This window comes from Sphingobacterium sp. UBA5996 (assembly GCF_002429765.1).
GTDB lineage: Bacteria > Bacteroidota > Bacteroidia > Sphingobacteriales > Sphingobacteriaceae > Sphingobacterium.
Genome location: NZ_DJAS01000003.1, coordinates 267,882 through 289,825, shown reverse-complemented (window position 1 = coordinate 289,825; position 21,944 = coordinate 267,882). Strand labels below are relative to the sequence as shown.

Annotated in this window: 12 protein-coding genes; 3 read left to right on the top strand and 9 right to left on the bottom strand. The window is 40.2% G+C overall.

The annotated features are described in order from the left end of the window. Positions 1–11: 11 nt before the first annotated feature. The 3 genes from B3E00_RS02275 (at position 12) to B3E00_RS02265 (ending at position 3,884) form a co-directional block, all read left to right on the top strand. Positions 12–611 carry an FKBP-type peptidyl-prolyl cis-trans isomerase gene (locus tag B3E00_RS02275; RefSeq protein WP_209578258.1) on the top strand — a complete coding sequence of 200 codons (600 nt, stop codon included), beginning with the start codon at positions 12–14 and terminating at the stop codon, positions 609–611. Between the two features lie 726 nt (positions 612–1,337). Then, entirely contained in the window at positions 1,338–2,981 is a 1,644-nt protein-coding gene (locus B3E00_RS02270) for an NAD+ synthase (RefSeq protein WP_293936647.1), read from the top strand. 330 nt (positions 2,982–3,311) lie between these two features. Beyond that, on the top strand, positions 3,312–3,884 hold the full coding sequence (locus tag B3E00_RS02265; protein WP_209578256.1) for a DUF4136 domain-containing protein: 573 nt from the start codon (positions 3,312–3,314) through the stop codon (positions 3,882–3,884). A gap of 164 nt (positions 3,885–4,048) precedes the next feature. Here B3E00_RS02265 and B3E00_RS02260 read toward each other — a convergent pair whose 3' ends face one another. The 9 genes from B3E00_RS02260 to B3E00_RS02220 all read right to left on the bottom strand — a co-directional run bounded on the left by B3E00_RS02260 (position 4,049) and on the right by B3E00_RS02220 (position 21,759). Continuing rightward, positions 4,049–5,086, bottom strand: a complete 1,038-nt coding sequence (locus B3E00_RS02260) for a GntR family transcriptional regulator (protein WP_209578255.1) — start codon at positions 5,084–5,086, stop codon at positions 4,049–4,051. A gap of 210 nt (positions 5,087–5,296) precedes the next feature. Then, positions 5,297–6,925 carry a RagB/SusD family nutrient uptake outer membrane protein gene (locus B3E00_RS02255; RefSeq protein WP_293936644.1) on the bottom strand — a complete coding sequence of 543 codons (1,629 nt, stop codon included), beginning with the start codon at positions 6,923–6,925 and terminating at the stop codon, positions 5,297–5,299. Between the two features lie 5 nt (positions 6,926–6,930). Then, positions 6,931–10,047, bottom strand: coding sequence for a SusC/RagA family TonB-linked outer membrane protein (locus B3E00_RS02250; protein ID WP_293936641.1), 3,117 nt, complete (start codon positions 10,045–10,047; stop codon positions 6,931–6,933). Between the two features lie 4 nt (positions 10,048–10,051). Further along, a complete protein-coding gene (locus tag B3E00_RS02245; protein WP_293936639.1) occupies positions 10,052–11,617 on the bottom strand; it encodes a fasciclin domain-containing protein in 1,566 nt (521 codons plus the stop codon). Between the two features lie 30 nt (positions 11,618–11,647). Beyond that, positions 11,648–13,261, bottom strand: coding sequence for a fasciclin domain-containing protein (locus tag B3E00_RS02240; protein WP_293936636.1), 1,614 nt, complete (start codon positions 13,259–13,261; stop codon positions 11,648–11,650). Positions 13,262–13,268: 7 nt separating this feature from the next. Next, positions 13,269–14,735, bottom strand: a complete 1,467-nt coding sequence (locus tag B3E00_RS02235; protein WP_293936634.1) for a RagB/SusD family nutrient uptake outer membrane protein — start codon at positions 14,733–14,735, stop codon at positions 13,269–13,271. 12 nt (positions 14,736–14,747) lie between these two features. Next, positions 14,748–17,987, bottom strand: a complete 3,240-nt coding sequence (locus B3E00_RS02230; protein ID WP_293936630.1) for a SusC/RagA family TonB-linked outer membrane protein — start codon at positions 17,985–17,987, stop codon at positions 14,748–14,750. A gap of 44 nt (positions 17,988–18,031) precedes the next feature. Continuing rightward, entirely contained in the window at positions 18,032–20,230 is a 2,199-nt protein-coding gene (locus B3E00_RS02225) for a fasciclin domain-containing protein (RefSeq protein ID WP_293936627.1), read from the bottom strand. Positions 20,231–20,307: 77 nt separating this feature from the next. Further along, positions 20,308–21,759, bottom strand: a complete 1,452-nt coding sequence (locus B3E00_RS02220) for a hypothetical protein (protein ID WP_293936624.1) — start codon at positions 21,757–21,759, stop codon at positions 20,308–20,310. Positions 21,760–21,944: the final 185 nt, after the last annotated feature.

Sequence of the window (21,944 nt, the reverse complement as noted above, 5' to 3'; positions counted from 1 at the left end):
CAAATAATACCATGAAAAAATTGTTATCACCATTATTTTTAGGAATCGCAGTAACCGCTTTCCTTATTATTAGCTGTGCCAAAAGTGATGATGCGCCGATTTATGATGCAGCGGCACAATTTAAAACAGATTCCATCACACTTAAAAATTATGTTAGCCAAAAGTATCCCGATGCACAATACAGTAGCGAAACAGGCATTTGGTACGAAATTTTGGCTGAAGGCACAGGAAATTATCAATATAAAATTGTGGATACCTTAAATGCTAAAGTCTTTAAAGTTAAGCCAACGGTAAAGTATACTGGTCGCCTAATAAATGGCAGTATTTTCGACCAAACTGAAACCGATAAAACGGCTAGCTTTGAGCTCCTTACCAATACCGGTTATGATTATCCTTTCGAGAGCACGCTTATACCAGCTTGGACATTCGCCTTTGCTCCTAAAAAAATAGGTGATGTAGATCTCGGAGGACTGACAGAGAAAGGGCTTCAAAAAGGTTCTAAAATTCATATCATGGCGCCTTCTAAATTCTGTTATGGAAACCGAGCGGTAGGGCCAATTCCTGCCAACTCACCCTTGGACTTCGTGATTGAAGTGGTAGACATTAAATAAAAATATTTTAACTAAATAAGTTCTCTTGTATACAATGGTGTTAGAATTTAAAAATCCTAACACCATTGTTAAAAGGTACAAGTTGGTTACAACTTAATCCCCATTTGCCACCGTTAAGAATTATATCAGAAAAAATGGAAGTAACTGTGCGGATGTAACAAATAGATCTATTTTAAACACTCATAAATCTAGTTGGGATGGAAATGAATTGGGAGCAAAAACCGCATACGAAATATCTATAATAATAAAAGCTCGAAGTGGGGAACTCCGAGCTTTACCTAACCAATTATTAACCTAAATTATGAAAAGTTCTTTATATATTATTTTTAATATCTTTCGTTGCTTTTGATATATCAAAGGTACTATACATCTGCATTCATGTCAAGAAATTTAACAGCATTTAACGTTGTTAAAATTATGTTAAAACAATTTAGCATAACCTATACCCTTAAAGCTATTCATTCCTCCCCTCCCAATTTGCTTACAGGCGATTACTGCCTTAAGAAGCGGCCCTATTCGATGCAATTGCCCTAGCTTATTTTATATATACCTTAGAAATACCCCAGTATATTGCCACATCGGTAACACACAGGTTACAAACATCGATTTCTCTTGATTAACTTTCCTTTATTCCAATAAGAGCAAGCTTAGTATCAAAAAAAAGAAATAAATTTGTGAGAAGATCCTCCATAAGTAGGTATCTTATTTTTAGACGATCAATAGCATATGAAAATAGCTTTAGCACAGTTAAATTACCATATCGGTAATTTTGAAGCAAATACTAAAAAAATAATTAGCGCCATCCATCAGGCCAAAGAAGCCGCTGCCGATCTTATTATCTTCGCCGAACTCGCAATTGGCGGATATCCCGCCAAGGACCTGTTAAGAAATAAGGCATTCAGACATCAATGTGATGAAGCTATTCATCAAATCGCTGCACAGTGCCATGATATTGCCTGTATCATCGGAGCACCCGTCAAAAACGGTGATCCTGAAGGTAAAGAACTCTATAATTCTGCTGTATTTATCGAACATGGAATCGTAAAGGATGTTGTTAAAAAAGGTCTTTTGCCTGATTATGATGTATTTGATGAATATCGCTATTTTGAACCTAGTAGAGTTTTCAACTGCATCGAACTGAACGGCGTAAAGATTGCCCTAACAATTTGCGAAGATCTGTGGGACGATGACGAGGGTGGCAATTCGTACGTTGGCGATCCCATGGCAGAACTGAGAAGAGAAAATCCAGACCTACTCATCAACATAGCGGCCTCTCCTTTTTCCTATACGCATTTTGAGGAACGCGTTAACGTTCTTAGCCAGCAGGTCACAAAGTCGGGCAGACCGCTGATTTATGTTAATCAAATTGGGGCTCACATGGATATTATATTTGATGGACGCTCCATTGCCTTGAATAATGAAGGTACAACGGTCGCTGAACTAAAAAGCTTTGAAGAGGATCTTCAATTTATAACCTATCATCAACAAAATATAATCTCCACCACAGCCGCTCCGAAGCGCCCTAAATCTGAGATGGAGCTTGTGCACGATGCATTAATCCTGGGCCTTCGGGATTATTTTCAAAAATCTGGTTTTAGAAAGGCAGTTTTAGGCCTGTCGGGCGGACTGGATTCGGCCTTGGTTGCTGCTTTAGCCTGCGAGGCTCTCGGGGCCGATAATGTATTGGCCATACTGATGCCATCGGTTTATTCTTCCGACCATTCGATAAAAGATGCCATGGATCTGGTCAACAATACTGGCTGCAAACACCATATCATTCCCATCAAAGATATTGCTAATGCATACGAGCATAGCTTGGCCCCTCTTTTTGAGAATCTACAACCCGATACGACCGAAGAAAATATACAGGCACGCGCCCGTGCTGTAATTTTGATGGCCGTTTCCAATAAGTTTGGTCATATCCTGCTCAATACGTCCAATAAAAGTGAAGCTGCTGTAGGATACGGTACGCTCTATGGTGATATGGCAGGTTCCATCTCTGTAATCGGTGATGTTTACAAATCCAAAGCCTATGATTTAGCACGCTATATCAATCGAGAACGGGAAATCATTCCAATCAATACCATTGAAAAAGCACCTTCCGCAGAACTTCGGCCAGATCAAAAAGATTCAGACTCCTTACCGGAATATGAACTATTGGATCAAATCCTCTTTGAACTCATCGAAAATGAGAAAGCAGGATCTGAGGTTGTAGCAATGGGCTTTGAACAATCGTTAGTAGAAAGGATATGTAAATTGGTTAATAATGCTGAATTCAAACGTTTTCAAGCTCCTCCTATCCTGCGGATCAGTCCAAAAGCATTTGGTCCTGGAAGACAGATTCCGCTAGTGGCAAAATATCCTTATTAATTTTACAATTACGATTAAACCATATTTATAGTTTTTTGTCTAAAGTAATAGGTTGTAAAATCAAAAAGGATAATAGCATCCTGGAGGATAAAGAAACAATTGCCATAAAGACCGTCAACTGTAATATTTTTACACTTGAAAGGTATACGATAAGGAATAAAAACAAATTAGTTAAATAAATATAAGTTCAATATAGGCCATGAACCATCATGAGTTGGCCGTTAAATACGGTGATAAAATACTCATGATAGATTCATCACAGTTAATAAACAAACCGAGTGAAACGAGCTCATTTACACCGATGAGATCACACTTATAATAATTACTACGATGAAAAAGATTCTATTATTTTTGGTGCTTTGCGTTGCACTCGCATCATGTTCGTCTTATCAATACAATACCACACGGGTAGAAAAGATGGATTTTACGCCATTTAAGACGTATGCTTGGTTGCCTCCGGTCGACTCGTTATCAAAGTCTTATTTTGACAATGATATCGCTAAAACCAATATCCTGGACGCAGCAAATGCAGCTTTGGAAGCAAAAGGCCTTCAATATTCCAAAGATAACCCTGATTTGCTATTTCGATACATCACGATTGTCAATAATAAGAGTCGCTTGGTCTATGGTGGCGGCGGTTACTACGGCTGGGGTGGACCCTGGGGTTGGTATCGACCATGGTTTTCACCATATTACTACGGTGGCGGCTATTACCCAGTTGCAAAAGAGCGCTATCGTTATGGTCATCTGATTATCGAAGCTATTGACCGCAAAACAAATGCTGTGATTTGGCAGGCACGCGGATCTGGAGATGTCGATAACCCAGAAAAAGCAATTAATAACATCAGCAAGGTTGCAAAAGGTGTTATTGAACTGTTTCCTGTGAAGACCTTAAAAAAATAAACGAAGTTTATATATAAAAGAAAAAGACTGGNNCCAGTCTTTTTCTTTTATATACAACTACCTCTATTACAAAAAGACAGCTACTATCGGCACACATTTTGGACTGCGCATTCCTTATGTATAATTCCCCCACTATGCGAAGAAATCATTATTATATCCTGGTTCTAAATCGATGATCTAACTTTCAAATAAAATGGAACCTCAACACGGTCTTTGGACTTTTTAATAATCAATTCAGCCGCTAGACGTCCCATCATTTCAAAATCAGTCGATATGGTTGTGATACCATTGAGAATAAATTTCTTCAATGGTGTTTCATTATAGGAGATCACACCAACGTCAGTTCCGATGACCAATTTTTTCTGTATCACTTTGTTCAGCAGTTTTACAAGATCATCTTCGATAATGTTAATGTAACACGTTCCCTTCTCTACCTTCTCTTCATCGATATCAGAAACTAATTCGTGATCAAAAGCATATTGCTGACAAAATTTATAAAACCCTTTGATAATAGCCTTTGGAAAATCACTGTAGTCCGGAAAGACCAGTTTTAAGCTTTTGTATTTACTCAAAACTTCATTAGCTTCCTCCAGAGCGGAGTAAATATCCTGTTCATAGTTCTCATAAACCGCAGGAAAATCGCCAGGTACATCTTCGATAAACTTACCCAATAGCATTAGCTTTTCTGAAGGGATTTTCCGGATAATATCCGGGGCCTTATCCCTGCCTTCTTTAAAGTGTGGAAAAAGAACATAATGGTCATAAGTTTTCGTTAGACTCCCTAAAAGTGTATTTAAATACGATAGATCTGAATTATAAACAAACAAATCCAAATTCGCATAGTCACTTAATTCCTTTGCAAAGGAATCATACACAATTTTTTTATGCGCACTGAGTTTATTCAGAAAGATTGCAATCTTAAGTTTCGATTGTACATCTGTTTTATGCACATAATAGCCCTTACCGGGGTTCGAAGCAATAATCTCATTTTTCTTAAGGTATCGGTATGCTTTTTCAACCGTATCACGTGAGATTTCTAAATAGGCACTTAACTCATTAATGGAAGGCAACATATCATCCCGGACCAATATTTCGTTTTTTACGGCATCAATAATCGTATTCGCCAATTGCAAATACTTTGGAGTAGCAGAGAAATCACTAATTTCTAACGTTTTTAAAAATTGATTTACAGAATTGGTCATTGTTAGATTTTAAGAAATATAAAATTAACGATTTGTTCATAACTTTTTTAAAAAAACTTAAAAACTACGGTTTTCAAAATTCTTTTGCGATGCAGCCTATGAAAAAAAATCTATTGTCTTCGAATCGTATAAACATACCCTTATTTTAACAGTGAATTTTTTAGCAATTGAAATCGTTATATATTGAACCGCTTAAAATGTAAATGAAGTTTAATTTAACGGATATTGAACAAACCAATGATTTCTATCCAGCAAATATTGGCGAATCTGGTTCGTTTGGCCTACGGGGTACTTCTGCGCGACGATATCGGCTAAAATTGTAGGGTCGTTCCAACGATCGGCAATGCGCATCATCGCAAAATAAGCCTTTGCTTCGCCAGCACTTTCCATCAGGGTCTCTTCAACAACTAATTTATCTAATGCCTTCTTATAAGCATCAACTTTTTCTGTCGTTGATAAATCATCTCTGCTAACACCTTCTGGGTGCACCGGTGCGAGATTGACCCGACGTCTAATTCCCCAATTTCTGGCAAGGCTAACATTCATCGCCGCATTGTCAAAAGGATACTTTAAATTGCCTGCGTTTCGTGAAAGATACAACTCTACACCATCATTCAACAATGCCTCCGCCTGATCAAACATGCCCAAGTTATTGAGGGCTTCTATCATAAAAAAGTGTACATCAGCATCTCGGTATATGACAATATGGACATTATTTTTATAGATTTCAGAAGCGCTCTCCCGATCTCTCGAAAATTTGCGGATCACCCATGCTCCGTTCTGTAAAAAGTAGGTGTAATTCTCTCCCCGATATTGATCACCCAAGGTATGCCCATCATATCGAATTTGTTCCTGGTACCGACGCATGGCGGCAGCCGTCGGCTTTAAATAATATAAGGAAGGACTTTGATTCGAGAAAAACTGCATCAAGCGATTTGTCTGGTTTCGTTCAAAATCATAGGGTACAATATTCATCAATACTCTTGTCCGTGTTATTGGATCCCTCGTAAATACCTGAACCCACTCCCCATTATAATCGTCATTACTGACTTTAAACTTATTACTACCATTGTCATAGATAAAGCGAATACCGATATCGACCACTTTTGTATATTGTCTCGTCCACAGATACAGCTCCATTAATAATGGTTCAGGCGATGGACAAATCATATTCCAAGTGAGATCTTGCTGATTAGTAGCCACCCCTGGAAATAAAATATTGCCCCAGTTCGCGACATACTTTCCATCAACACCGTCCACACCTATTTCCATCAATGAGACCAGTTTAGGCAACAGTTCATTTAAAGAAATTACGGGAATGGAAGACAAATTGTCTAAATCGATCTTAGAATCATCGAAATAAGCTACCTTACCGTATAATTTCCCTAGCGTCAGATACGTCCATACTTTAAAACGAATTGTTCCAGATATCAATGCATTATAGTGCTCGTCCTCCAATGCTTTTGGGTTTGCTTTTCGATAAGACCTAATTTTTTCCAAATAAGCATTGGCATTTACAATAAGATCATAATAGGTGCGTGGGTTGGCAAAAGTATTGCCCTTTTTTTCCTTGTAGTTGTACAAATCCCACAAATCTTGGGGTGCATTGGCCGTAGGTTCAAGTAGATCGGTTCGTAAGTCACTTAAAAATACAGTTTGATCGGCCAGAGCCTGCATTTTTGCAGCAACTCCCATATAACCTGAATACAGTTCATTGGTTTCTTGACCATAATCTTTTTCCGTCAAAACATCGTTTGTATTCACTTCAAAATATTTGGAACAACTGGTAAGAACCAAGCACACGACGACTATGCTATAGTGTATATAATAACTTTTCATACTTTCTAGAGTTTAAAATTGACGCCTAATTTAAAGGTCCGTGGTAAAGGGATTTTGCCATAGTCTGCACCGGTATAAGCCATGCTATTGCTGTATGCCGTTACAGAATCCAGTCCCAAATATTTGCTCCATGTAAATAAATTTTCAGCAGCGATATACCATTCCGAATGCGCAAGAATTTTAAGTCGATGATTCCCAAAACGATAAGACAAAGACAAGTTCTCTAAACGTATATAAGAAGCATCTTCAATCCATCGGCTAGAAAAGCGTGCGTTCTCCATGGGATCACCATATTGTACCTGTGGGATATCAGTTTGTTGGCCATCGGTCTGCCAACGGCGCAGTGCCGCAATGGACTGATTATTGTAACCTGCGAGATCCTCGAGACTTCTACGTACAGCATTATAAGTCTTGTTGCCCTTGGTAAAACTCAAGAGACCCTGCAATTGAACCTTCTTATAACGTAAAGTGAAATATGCGCCCCCAAATAATTTCGGCAAACTACTTCCTAGATCGACCTGATCTTCGGCATCTATAATACCATCGTTATTCACGTCCTCAAAGAAAACATCGCCTGGAGCAAACATTCTATTCTTATAATCGTATAAATTCAATTGCTCGGCCTCTCTGGCGCTAGCAATAACGCCATTGGATTGATATCCATAAAAAGAAAAGGGTGCCTTATCCACCTGATGGATGCGAACAACATCATCTTCCTGCTGTAACAGTATTGGATTCACACTCAACAGCTTTTTTACGGTACTGTTTAATGTGGATAAATTACCGCCCAGTGTGAAGGACCAGTCTGTTTTGTCAACGAAAACAAAATTAGCATCCACTTCCAAACCACGATTGTTGATTTGACCCCCATTTAAAAATATCCTGTCGATTCCCGCTATGGGCGACACAGAAAAACTGTTTAAAAGATGACTGGCACGGTTGTAATAATATCCCACGTTCATATTTAAACGTTGATTTAGCCCCGAAAAGATTAAATTACCCTGCATATTTTGGTTATCTTCCCATCTAATTTCATTGCTAGGAATGTTACCCACTACAATTCCAGCAAGTTGTCGATATAATTGGCTACTGTAGTACGATTGTCCAATCTTTGATGAAAAGCGGCTGTTACCGGTTTTTGCGTAACCAAATTTTAACACGAGGTTGTTTATCGATTCATTCTCCTTCAGAAAAGACATATTAGAGAGCAGAATTGATAAGTCCGCCGCCGGGAACAGTCCAAACCTTTTGGCATTTTCGCCTGTAACGGAGGTACCGTCAACGCTAAGACTGGCATCTAATTTCAATAAGCTGCGCCAGTTGTAACGGACGAAACCATACATGTTCATCCAATTCCAGTCTTCATCATATCCCCAAAATTTACGTCCTGCGTTACTGACATAATTCAGTGTACGGTAAAAATCGGAACTTGTATTCCTGCCCGCACCGGCATCATACTCCTGACTATTCAGCAGGCCCTGTATACCGATACCAGCATCCAATTGATCGCTGCCCAACTGCTTCGCATAACTTCCATAAAAATTCCATGAAATATTAGCAGACTGCCCAGCGCCCGATCGCGCCGTATTTAAAGCAATTCCATTCTCTAAGGGCAGAATGGTACCGCTAGACAATCCTGGTACAAAGGTTGTCTGCCGGCTATAATTTGTATAGTAACCCAGCAAAGCATTAAATTGAAGATCTTTAGTCGCTCTATAGCGCAAATTAGCTTGCGCAAAAACATCGTAGACATCCGATGTAAAATCGCCGGTTTGTAGAAGAGCTAAGGGATTAGAGACACCAAATTGTCTAACACCATCCAAATCAGTCAATAGGTTGTTGTCTTTATCTTTTGTATAGGGGCTAAGAATCGGCGCTCTATACATTGCGGCCAACATGGGATTGGTGGCTTTTAACATGCCTTGTTCCTGCATTCTTCCCGTGTTATAGGTCAATGCCATAATTGCATTCAAGTCGAATTTCTGTCCTAAAGCAATCGTTGAATTCAAACGCGTGCTGTATCGGGTGTTGTTTGTATTGTCCAATACGCCCTGTTGGTTCAACACGCCAAGCGAGAGATCATATTTTGCAACCGCATCGCCACCTTTGATTCTTAAATGATGATCGGTTACAAAAGCATTTCGATAAATCTGATCTTGCCAATCCGTTTTATTATTGTACAGGTAGTTATAATAATAATTCGGATCATCTTTCAGGAAAGGAAATTGCGCCAGCAGCTCGCCCATATCGTTGTAATTGGTCATCCCAACGGCACCGAGATAGCTCTTGTATTGACTATCATTCAGCACAGGCAGCGTTCTATACTGATGCGCTACTCCAAAATTACCTCGATACTCAATAACCGTTTCCATATCATCGGATGCAGAGGTTTCTAATTTGAGTACTCCATTTGAGCCTAACGAACCGTAACGTGCTGTTTCGGCTCCCTTCAAGAATTGAATACTTTTAATATCATGAAGGTTAAATGGGGCAAAGATACTTCTCGAGTATCCACCAATAATCGGAGAATTATCCATATCTGGTAAATACGGTACATTATCTACGACAATCAGCGGATTGCTATTTGCTTCAAACGAGCGCACTCCCCTAAAATTCAATGCAGCACCTTCTGAAGGCATTCCACCTTTGTTGGCCGTGCGTAACCCTACAATCTGGCCAGTTAGTACTTTTTCAACGGTGGCTGCGCCCTTAGGATAGTGTTCCGTGGTCAACAACGTCGCATTAGCTGCAGAAAAAGACCCCGAAACTACATTTTCATAATGCTCTCGTCCCTCCGAAATCAACTTTATTTCAATTTGGTTACGCCCCAACACTTCAATACGTGATTCAAAGAATCCGGGACTCCAAATCCGAATAACTGGCGACTCATCTCGTATATTATCGAAAACAAATGTTCCATCCGATTTCGTCTTGGTGGTATGTGTTGAGTTCAAAATACTTACAATAGCCCCCTCTACGGGAGTTTTATCGTACGATTTCACGACCTTTCCCTGAATATTTTGCTGGGCATAACTATGCATGCAGAATAATGAGAATGACAAAGCCATTGACAACTTCCACACATGTTTATTTTTCTTATACATGAGATCTGTAAAATTCATTTGGTTAATAATTATTTACTGTTGGAATCAACGCCCAGTGGTAAGGCTCAATATTTTCTACAGTTCCCTTTCCTAAGCCGGCAAATTCAACTTTAATTTTAAAGGACCGGATTTTATCGCCCTCGATCACTACAGGTCCGACCAGTCCTCCCCAACCATTATACTTGGTTCCAGCTACGGTATTTGTCGCGCGATCATAGTTCCACGGCGTCGACGGTTCCACATTTAAAGACTTTGCCACTAACTTATCGTCTACGTAGATATTCACAAATGGATGGTTTTTGGCCAAAAATCCCATATACAGATTATATTCTCCTGGTGGAACTTCCACGACTTTATAACCTGTTGAACCATCTGGCTTCCGCTCTAACATAATCGGAGTAAAATTGATTGATGCAGGCTTATTGTCAGCTATATCTCCCCGTATGAGAAGGGTTCGGTAGGTAAGCTCGATCCCCAATGTAGGAAAACTTACCTTATCCCTGTCCTTTGGTTCTATAGCGGTCACATTGGCGAGGCCAAACAGGTTTGCCTTTTCATTTTCCGGTACATATTCATAATAATGAAACAACTGCTTTATCATTTGAATATGGACATTATTGGGAATTTTTAATTTGGTCACGTTAAAGATTCTACCGTTACTCATGCGTTTATATTGCGGATCTACCAGTTGTATACCTGGCTTCCATAAGCGATTAAAGGCGGATGTCAGATCCTTTGTGCCATAGTCAGTTATAATTTCATTATAAAAAATAGCCTCTTTGATCCATGTATAGGCGATTAAGGAGTCTTCTCTCAAAAACTTCTTTCCAAATTGATTATAGAGACGCTGTAAATCATCAAAACAATTTTTAATAACCTGATTAGTAGGAAGGAACATCGTAACATTTGCAAACTCAGAGCGGATGTTCGCCTTTTCAAATATTGGATTTGTAATGGTAAATACGGAGTCGTATAACGTGTTCCCAGTTGGATCTACCCCTATGGGAACACTATTTGACAAATCAAAAATCGTATCATTCATGGCGAGAACGCTATCTCGAATGATCGAATAGTCATTCCCCAGACCACGGAGATAATCATAAATGCTAACGTCCGGCTTCAGCAACAGATCAATTTCATGCACCACCCCGTTTTTACAAAATTGATTGGCCTTAATCAGTTTGGCGTCACCAACATATGCCTGATTATCCTTACGTGAAACCATCAGATACTTCCCATTTAAAGTAATTAATTTTAAACCATCTTTAAGTTTTCCACTGTCATATTTGAGGTTATTAATATGATACCTTAAGATCGAGATTTTATCTTCTGTGGATGATTCAAAGGCTGCCATCTGATCATTAGGTACCGCCCATATGGTTAATTCTTGATCGCGGGTGAGCTCCTCAGCAATCCCATATTCTTCCAGTTTTGAGACAAATAGGCTGTATTGTGGTTGAGTTTTAAGATAAGCTAACAAATCTAATTGCGATATGGATCCTTGTTCCTCGTAGTGCTCATTCCAATTCTTTTTACATCCTGTTACTGCAACAAGCATGAACAGGAGAATTCCTACAACGTTTTTCATGTGTGTATAATTAGATCTCATTTATTTGGGTCAATTAATCGGGTCGAACTGGATGTAATCTAACGTCAGCAACTTACCATCCAGTGATAGTATGCGGAGGGTATGGTCTGTTGTTTCCCTAAATTCCACGGTTCCTAAATCCTGCGTCATCATTTTGTCGGAGCTGGTATTGGACATCACCAACCGGGGATACAGCATTTCATTATCCAATACAAAGGCACAAATTCCTGTATTTGAAGTATATTTAGTACTAGGCCACGTCAATTTGACTTTGTATTTTCCCTTTACAATAGTGGGGCTTCGCATCTGAATCCATCCCGATTCGCCCAATTCTACACGTAAATGATCGTAATTCAGCGGACCCGTATACCAAATACCGTCCGCACTCCTGTTGTTACGATAAATCAATACATTTGACTTGGTCTCTGGTTGCGCCCGCCATGTAATACTCGTCAGCTCGTTGGCCACAAAGATTTTATTGTATTGCGCTCCAAGGCTCGGGTTTCTGTATTGGGTAACATTGGCGGCAATATCTGGGTAGTCTGTAAACTCCCAAATAACCTTGACCTGCTCTGGAACGAAAATTGGCATCCAATGGCTAATATCGTGCAATACACCATTTTTGCAGGGGATATTGATTTCATTAAAATGAATAGCACTGCCGACACGTTCATCGGTATTAATAACCAAACCTTCTCCTCCTTCGCTAATTTTTATCAATTCGTATTGGGCTATGGTTTCCAAATTCATTTTTGTCGCGCCAGCGGGGAATTTACCTAAATCGGCAAAAGAGCGCTGCTGCGCCAATAGGTGGTAAGCCATGTAACGGTTAGCAAGATTGCTTGTCGATTTCAGGTCTGATCCTGATGCGCCCAGTTTATTCAATAGCTCTGCTAGCGTATGAATGCCTTCTTTCAGGTAAACAGCATCACTTACCGCAAATGCCGTATATTTGAATCGCTGTTGGATTGGATTTCCATCCGGGTCTGTGCCTACTGTGTAGACGGTATTTAATCGCTCGTCGTATCCGGTTGCCACGGCCAGATCATGAAATATGCTATATTTTTGATCCTTCAATCGATCCAATATAGTCGCTGTAAGAGGTTCCAAAACATCGTCTACGCTATGGATAATTCCATTAGTTACCTTAATATCGAAAGCATTAAATCGCGATAGCCCATTCAAATAGATCTGATCCAATCCACCATCTTTGAACTCCACAAAAAGATTATCATCGGTAGCATTTAAATCTGAGATTGCCCCACTTTGAAACTGACCGAGGTCAATTGAAACATTTGGAACAAGATGATAACGCACCAAATAGTTAGCATCGTCTTTTGTCATCTGATCAACCGAAGTCAGATTCACTTTTTTGAGATATCGTTCGACACCATCGTTGACTGGAGCAAAGAGCGTGTATATGGTATTAATATTCAATGTATTGTACAAATCTGCTTTCTCGAGGATTTTGACCCATAGATCATATTTTTCGGGCTGATTTTTAAGGTATGAAGCCATGGGTAAATCTTCATACGCTGAATAGGTATTATTTTCGAAATCATCTTTACAGGAGGAGAGTAGGATTGAAAATAATCCAATAAAAAGCAGCACAAGGTTAGAAAGAGGAATAAGATTCTTTTTCATTTTTGCATTAATTTAGGTTTTCATAATACGGGTTCTGCACAAGCAATTTATTATACTTCAATTCATCGGCATGTATTGGCAAATAGTGCGCATTCTCATTGAGCAATAGGGATCTAATCACAGGTGTTGAGGCTCCTGATACGCCGAGTAATACTTGTTCGATCAAATATTCTTTATATTTATATTGATCTCGTTGCGCCACACGTAATAGATCAAACCAACGTTTTCCTTCTCCCACAAACTCCCGTGCACGCTCATCCATTAATGCTTTCAATATATCCAATTCGGTACTTCCTGCTTCGAGCGGGCGGGAAATTGCGGCCCTTGACCGAATCGTAGTGATCAATTCTACCGCTTGTGGGTAGTAACTTTCTCCTTTCATAATCAATGCTTCGGCCTTCATCAGGTAAATATCCGCCACCCGATAAATGATCCAATTTTGATCACTATAGGGTCTAGGAATCGTTGTATTTCCTTCTGCCCCTAAATATTTCCAAAGCTTGTAGGCAACCGTTTCGTAGGATGCCCCTGCGCCGCGGATATCTTCGGCATTTTCTGTAAATAGCGACACACAATAGTTGGATATGATCCAATTATAATTGGAGCCAAATATTTCCATCAATTTATTTGTTTGATTCTTGGTATAATCAAATTGGATTTCAAAAATCCCCTCGTTGGAATTTCCGGGATTAAAAATACTGAACCAATTATTCTTGTTATTGATTGTCCCTTGTAAAAGACCATATTTTCCTGACTGGAGTATTGCATTACATGAAATAATCGCTTCATCATATTTTCCCAACCACAGATAAACATCAGCAAGCAATGCTTGTATCGCCCATTTTGTGGAACGCCCTTTGGTTTCCCAAACCGTTGGCCAAATCTCCTTGCCGTTGTTTGACGCAACCGTCAGATCCTGCACAATCTGATCAAAGAGCTGAGCTTTGGACGATTTTGACAATTCGTATGCTTGCTGATCGTCCATATAGGGTTCTAGGATCAATGGTGCCTCGCCAAAAGTCCTAACGATGTAGAAATAACTGAGTGCTCGCAAAAAATAAGCCTCCGATAAAAAAGATGCCATAGTCGCTTGATTAAACGCTGGATCTTTTTCAATAACAGCAGGGGCATACTTTATCACCATATTGGCATAATTGATAATCTGATAAAATTCACCCCATTTTGCATAATTGTTTGTCGGCAAAAGCGAGAAGCTTTTTAACCTTAAAAGATCGACATCAACATATCCACCTAAGCTCAGTGTATTTCCCCGGCCTTCGCCCCATACTAGCATTGTTTTAACAGCACCTTGTAATTTTACATAGGCCGCACCTAATACAGCTTCTACTTCAGCTTTATTGGTCCAGTAAGCATCACTGACCTGTTCATTCTGTGGTTTGAGATCAAGCCATTTCTGACAAGATGCCGCTGGCAACAATAGACACAGCATCATTAATTTATAGCATATTTTCATCACTTCCTTTTTTTAAAAGTTTACATTTACCCCCAAGGCAAAGCGTCTTGGACGTGGCGTACTTGCATTATCCTGGCTCAGCATATAAATATTACTTGAGAGGGAGACTTCTGGATCTTGACCAGAATAATCAGTCCACGTAAAGACATCCTGAACCGTCGTAAATATTTCACAGCGGGTCAATCCCCATCTTTCGATTACTTTTTTAGGAAGTGCATATTTGAGAGAGATCATTTTTAACCTAACAAAAGATGCATCCTCCACAAAGCGGTCCGACCCTAAGTAATTGTAACCTTCACCATATAGCGCCCGTGGTATATCTGTAACATCTCCCTCTTGGCGCCACCTTCCAAGTACAGCGGTACTTTGGTTAGCTGTACCATACATATTCTCCGTATTGATCCGTACCTGATTGACTACTTTTTGGCCAAATCTACCGTGCAAAAAAGTACTTAGCGCAAAAGCTTTGTAACGCAGGTTTATCCCGCCCCCCATTGTAAATAAGGGCATTGCATTTCCTAAATAGACAATGTCATATTGATTAATCACACCATTCCCGTCGATATCCTGATATTTGGCATCGCCGGCAAATACCCGCCTGTTGCCATTTACCATATAGACAGGTTGCCCCTGTAGGTCGTACATTACTTTTCCGTCCAGGTCTTTGGCATAGGTGTCTTGTTCGTTCTGATATACACCGAGATAATGGTAGCCGTAAAATGAGCCTACTGGATTGCCTTCGATAATTTTATGCGCATATTTGCCATTACCGAAGTTGTAGTTCTCAAATTGCATGTTATCGGGAAGTACAATAACTTCATTTCTATTACGTGACACATTCAGATTAACAGAGAGACCAAAATCCTTGGAGCGGATTGCCTCAGCATTGAAAATCAATTCCCAGCCTTTATTGGCTAATTTGCCAGAATTGTAGTACCGCATTTTACCAAAACCAGTGGATGAAGGTAATGTCACGTCCTTTTGTAGGAGGTCTGTGGTCACCCGATTATATAACTCACCCGTAAATTGAAGTCTATTTTTAAAGAAAGAGAGATCGACACCAAAATCAGTTTGGGTTATCGTCTCCCATTTAAGATTATCCAATTGAATGGATACTGGTCCCACAGCAGTCATATCAATATAACCTGGCGTGAGCGGCTGAAACGTGCCCAAATAGGTGAAAGCGCCCGAAGGGGCATTTCCACTTTTCCCCCAGCTAAAACGAAGTTTCGCCGTACTGATAAGACCAAGTTTTTTAATAAATTCTTCGTCACCGAGATGCCAGGCAGCGCCAATTGAAGGAAACCCTTTCCAGCGATGTTGTGCCGAGAGACTGGAGTTGGCCTCCCAACGGTATGTACCACTGACGATATAACGATCCTTATATGCGTAATGCAAACTGGAAATCGCACCGATATTCCGTGTTTTAGAATTTCCCGACCCCATATTCACGACGGCGCCGCCGGCGGTTGGATCACTTAAAGATGATGATGCGTTGCCTGATGTCTCACTGGCATAGCTAAACTTTCGTGCTTCATTTGTCTGCAATAAGCCCGTAGCAACAATGCTATGCTCTTTTATCTTTTTATTGAATATAAATTTATTCTCGGTGTTTAGGTATAACTCATCTGACAGCATATCCGATCCCCTATTGAAGAACGGGTCGGTCCAGATAACTCCGGTAACAGCCTGCGGCAAATATTTTCGATTTTTTGTTGACCTGGTATCAAATCCAACTGTACCAATATATTGAAGCGCTGGAATAATAGTATAGATCCCTCGAAAGACGACCCTTGCTTGCTCGCCGACAGTATTATTGATTGATTCATTCACCATCGCTACTGGATTGAACATTTGATTGTCGCCAAATGAACCCTGAAAGTTGATCCTTGGCGTAAAATATTGATCTGTATACTGACCATCCTCTCCGATGACGTAAGGACTCATATTTGGCATTTTTGTCATTGCCATACCTCTTGGCGTACTCACATCTTCACCCGTCCAAAAATTCTTCCGATCACTAATGGAATAGGACATATCAGCATTAACATTAAACTTGTTAGAGAATTTATAATTGAGACTCAACAGTGAATTATAGCGATTCAGTTTGGTTCCTTTTGTCGTTCCCACATCATTTAAAAAACCTAGCGACAGCCTGTAGGTGGCTTTATCTCCTCCGCCACTAATCGAAAGAGAATTATCTTCGAAATGTCCCACTTGGGTCACTTGTTCAAGCCAGTTGGTATTTTGATTATACTCATTAAAATAGACCCATGATGGATCATATTTAATTTCGTTCGTATTATAGAGTAAATTGAGGTATGGTAACGCGGAAGTATAGCCCAGATCATTCACTGAATTCCAAATGGCATCCTGTACCAGTGCGACATATTGTCCTCCATTTAACATGGGGATTGTTTCTGCTTCGCGCTTAACATCCAATTTGCTGGACAATGCAAATTGGGTTTTACCCTTACGTCCTTTTTTCGTGGTAAAGAGTAAAACGCCGTTTGCGCCTTTAGAGCCCCAAATCGCTGTAGCCGCGGCGTCTTTTAACACTTCGATGGATTCGATATCGTTAGGAGATATATTCACTAGGCCACCAAAATCTTCGTCGTTAGCGGTGGAAAAATTAAAGTCGCTACCTATGGAGGTAGGATAAGGAACACCATCAACAACGATTAAGGGTTCTGAATTACCATTCAACGAGGATGTCCCTCTAATCCGGATAGAGCTTCTTGCACCGGGGTCTGCGCTAGACACGATATCCACATTCGCCAGCCGACCTTGTAGCCCACTTTCAATAGAAGCAAAAGGCAGTGCTTCCAACTCTTTCATGTCAAAGCGTTCAGTTGCCGAAACCTGATTGCGGTAGTTAATTCCCATGCTATTCTTTGTATTGGCCTTCTCTCCTGTAACGACAACCTCGTCAATCATACGATCGTCTTTAACGAGCTTGATGATTACAGTGCTCTGCCCGTTAAATGGAATTTTTGTGGTCTTATAACCTATACAGGCAGCGACAATAGTTAGGCCTTCACCGGCGGGAACTCCAATGGTGAATTGACCTAAATTGTCTGTTGAAGCGCCCATCAAACTCCGATTATCTTTGTTTTCGATATAGACGGAAGCCGCTGCCAAAGGCGCGTTTGGTCCGCTTTGGACAGTACCGGTCAAGACTTTTGCACGCTGCCCATAAGCAGGCAGTACAAAAGCAATCCAGATAATGATTAAAAATATATTTAGCTTCATGAATTTTAGTTTATGGTAATGAATCAACGCGAATGAAACCATGCTTATGGCTTTAAAAGTTTGTTGATATGATAGACAGCTCCATCATTAAATACTTGTGGCAGATAGTCTACGATTGAAATGTGCGTCCCATCTGAATCTTCCAAACTCAGTCCCGTCCCATAATCCATTAGGGTAATTTGCCGATAAAGGTTATACCCTGTTCTTCGTGTGGTATTCCAGGTTCCCTGAACACCGAAACCGGGGAAAGGATAATCGCCAATAGAATTGTCGGATACGGAAACAAAATAAGATTTAAGATATTCTGCCAAGGCTGTCTTCTCTGTTGGAATCAGGCCCGCAGCTAGGCCCGACAACACTGTGGCATTATCCGGGGCGAACAGAATAAAACGATTGCCAAAAAGAAAGGACAGCGAGCTGCCTGCATCTATCATCCCTGCTTTAGCCAATAACTTCGAAAATTCGGCATATTTATTTAGCGGATTGCTACTTGTTTCAGCGCCAATCAGTGTAAACTTAATAGTCCGCGTTTCACCCAGTACCGTTTGCGCTACTTCATAACTTTTCCCATTATACCAATTGCCTGCAAGTGGCAACACAGATACAGGCTCGTTGCTATTGTATGTCGCTGTTGAATATAAGTTGCCATTTTTCGTGAAGATATAGTTGTATGGATTCCGGGTGCGGTAAACTTTGGCAGCAGATAAACTTGTGATATCATCATATACAATATGGTCCGAAACAAAAAGTTCCTGTTGCCGTTGCGACATTGCCACCTTAACACCGTCGTTATTTTGAATTTGGATTTCTTCGTCTCCAAATACAAAGGGGTTACCTTCATTCCAGAAGATATAACTATCGCCATAAAGCGTACTGAGTATTTCTTCATCGGAAGGAATCAACAGTGTGTAACGTATATCTTTGCTCGTGAGTGTTTTGAACATACCCGAGTTATGGAGCATGTACATGAAAATTTTGTATTTTGGATTGACCAACACGGGGCCAGTCACACTATTAAAAGCTTCCGGAATTAACACTTTATTTAACCCATAGAATGTTCCATTAGAGGCAATCGCTTTATCTCCTACGTCCGACTGAGTATTGAAAACAATAGGAATTCCATCGACTGTTTTGATATCGGGATTCTTACCGATCTCAGCAGGAAAGACTATATTTCCAGCGTATACGTGGTTACGTAGCATCATTGCCAAAGGCAACATATCTACCTCCTTCATCGACGGATAATATGATTTAAAATATTGATTAAAGAAAGTCGACAATGCTTGGTTATTGGGCGCAAATACATTAAACGCTTTATAGGAAAGATCGCCAAGATTGGCATAGTCTGGAGTACCTGACTCACCATTATATGACCATTCCGAAGCAATCGCAGGTAAAGCACCATGGTGAACTAAAAATAAGGACTCTCCTGCAGCTGCATAATTCATACTCGCCTGTTCGTCATACGTGTAAGTTCGAAAACGGTCGTAAACAGCCAAGAAATCCTTGTAGGCTGTACTATGATCCAATCGTTCATAAACAGTAGGTAAGGGCGCAATTACCTGATCGATCACATACACATAACCATTATCTGCAGGAATATCATATTCCGTAATTCCTGCATTCGAGACATTAAAACCAGTTGTTCCTGACCAGCTATCTGCTCCAAAAAAATATTCATAATTCTGCTTTGCATCAATTCCTTTAGTTTGAAAATGGATCGCAGAAAGAACTGGAACAAACCTGTCTTTATGATATACTTTTTTGACAATTCCATCGGTTACATCCATTTCTTCACTGATGGAATCTTGACTTCTGCTGCGGTGTTTGTAATACAGTCCTGCAAAAGCTGGTTGCAGATTTTGACTCCCCTGCGGTTGATAATTCATCAGTCTATTTTTATCGTACGAATAATAGATCAGATGGTAACCGATCATTTTTTTTAGTTCGTGGATTGGGATTTGATCTATCGAGGGCAGGTTTCTATCCTTCAGATAGCTTAAAAACACAGGGTCGCTGGGCGCAAAGACAGATACAATTGTTTTGCCATTCAATATTTCTTTAAAACCAGCACGTTCAACCGCTTTTAAAAAAATGGTAAATTCTTTGCGATTGTCCAAAACCTCCCACACATTGCCTTTCAGCCAATCTGGTCTCTCATAGTGCGATACAAGTTCCTTTTTGGAGCAGGAATATGTACAGGCTAAAAATACACTAATAACATAGATGAATAGTCTTTTCATAAAAATTAAATGTGCCAATTTGTTAATACTGGCATTGGTTTATAATTGGAGTTTGATGATCGGGAACTAAACTATATTTATTTCTGAGCAAGCAGGATCAAATAGGCTTCGAGATTGAGATAACCTTTGAACAACTGCTGAGTACTTAATTGCAGTGCATCCGCACGATTGTTTTTGTCCAGCTTTAACTTTTCCTCCCATTCATCCGGTATTCCATCTCCATCCGAATCCAACGGGATATCTGCGCTCTCATAATAACCTAAACCGCCATTTTCCAGGGGAAGGTCAGATTCCCGATAGGTATAAAATCCCAAAGTTCCTTTACTTTGTAGCTCAGTGACTAAAAAAGCATCTACTTGGTCTCTTTGGGGCAATATGGCACCGACGTTATTGATCAGGTAGGTATAGGCATCTTTGGCACTTAATTTTGGTCTCACAGAGGGATAGGCCGTGTAAACGTCGATGGATTTAAAATTCTCTGCGGCAATGCCCGGGTACCAGATTTCATTCGCTTCAATGCGTTGCCCGTCCAATATTCCATTTTGATTGTTATCAAAGTAATTACCCGACTGATAGAGGTTAAAGTTGCCGTTTCCTCGCGAGAAGGGAGTTGTTTTGGTCTTGGGTGTTGACGGCCCACCAACAAAATAATTGTTCAATATGGTCACATTAGACTCCCCGGAGGATTCTCCTCCTAGAATATAGGCATCGGCAGATATTGCATGATCCGGATAGGTTGTATTTGCATTCCCAAAGTTATAGACAACATTGTTCACAAATTCGTTGACTCCTTTGACTTTTGGATTTCTAGTTTTGTTACTATGATAAAGGGATCTGATAATCGATATTTTTCCACTAGTCTGTATCAATCCGCCAGCGGAATGATTATGGCGCTGCAGGCCTTGACCAATAATCGAATTTTGAATGGTGATACTATCCGGTTCATTTCCTTTATTATCCCAATTAATAGAAAATACCTCATCTAAGCCCCAAGAGAAAGACATATGATCGAGCATGATATTTTTTCCATTTGCAATACCAGAAGCATCATCATTTTTTCCTGCCCCTGCATTGGCTCCAAGCCTAATGCGAAGAAAACGTGCTATCGTTTCATTTGATCCTGTAAAAGAGACCTTTCTTCCATAGAGTACAATGCCCTGTCCTGGAGCGGTGTGACCTGCAATTGTCGTATGTGCTGCAATGGATACATTCGATTTGAGGTAAACAATCCCAGCAACCTTGAATAAAACGAAACGTCCTGGTTTGCTGACTGCATCCCGAAAAGAGCCTGGTCCGCTGTCATTCAGATTCGTCACAAAGTAGACGCTTGGCGTGATTGCTGCTCTTGCGCCTTTCGCAAAACGGCCGAAGCCCTCTGCTCCAGGGAAAGCTACTAATTCAGAACCGTCTGCTGTGGCATTGTGCGCTATCCATTCAATCCAGTCCAGCTTTGAAATAAGCCCTTCTTTAGCGCAAGAAATAAATATCATAGCCAAAGCGCCAAAAGAAAATAGACACCTTCTTTTCATAATAATGAATTTTCAAGCCAACTCGCGTTAGCTTTTGGGTTTATAATTGTATCATATTGGTTGATTCAATATTACACAATGCAACCGGTTTCATCATCCTGCACTGTACTGCTATATGTCCAAACGACACATTGATACTCAGAGGCTATCGGTGCTTTTCAAAGGGGACACTATCCTTTGGCCAT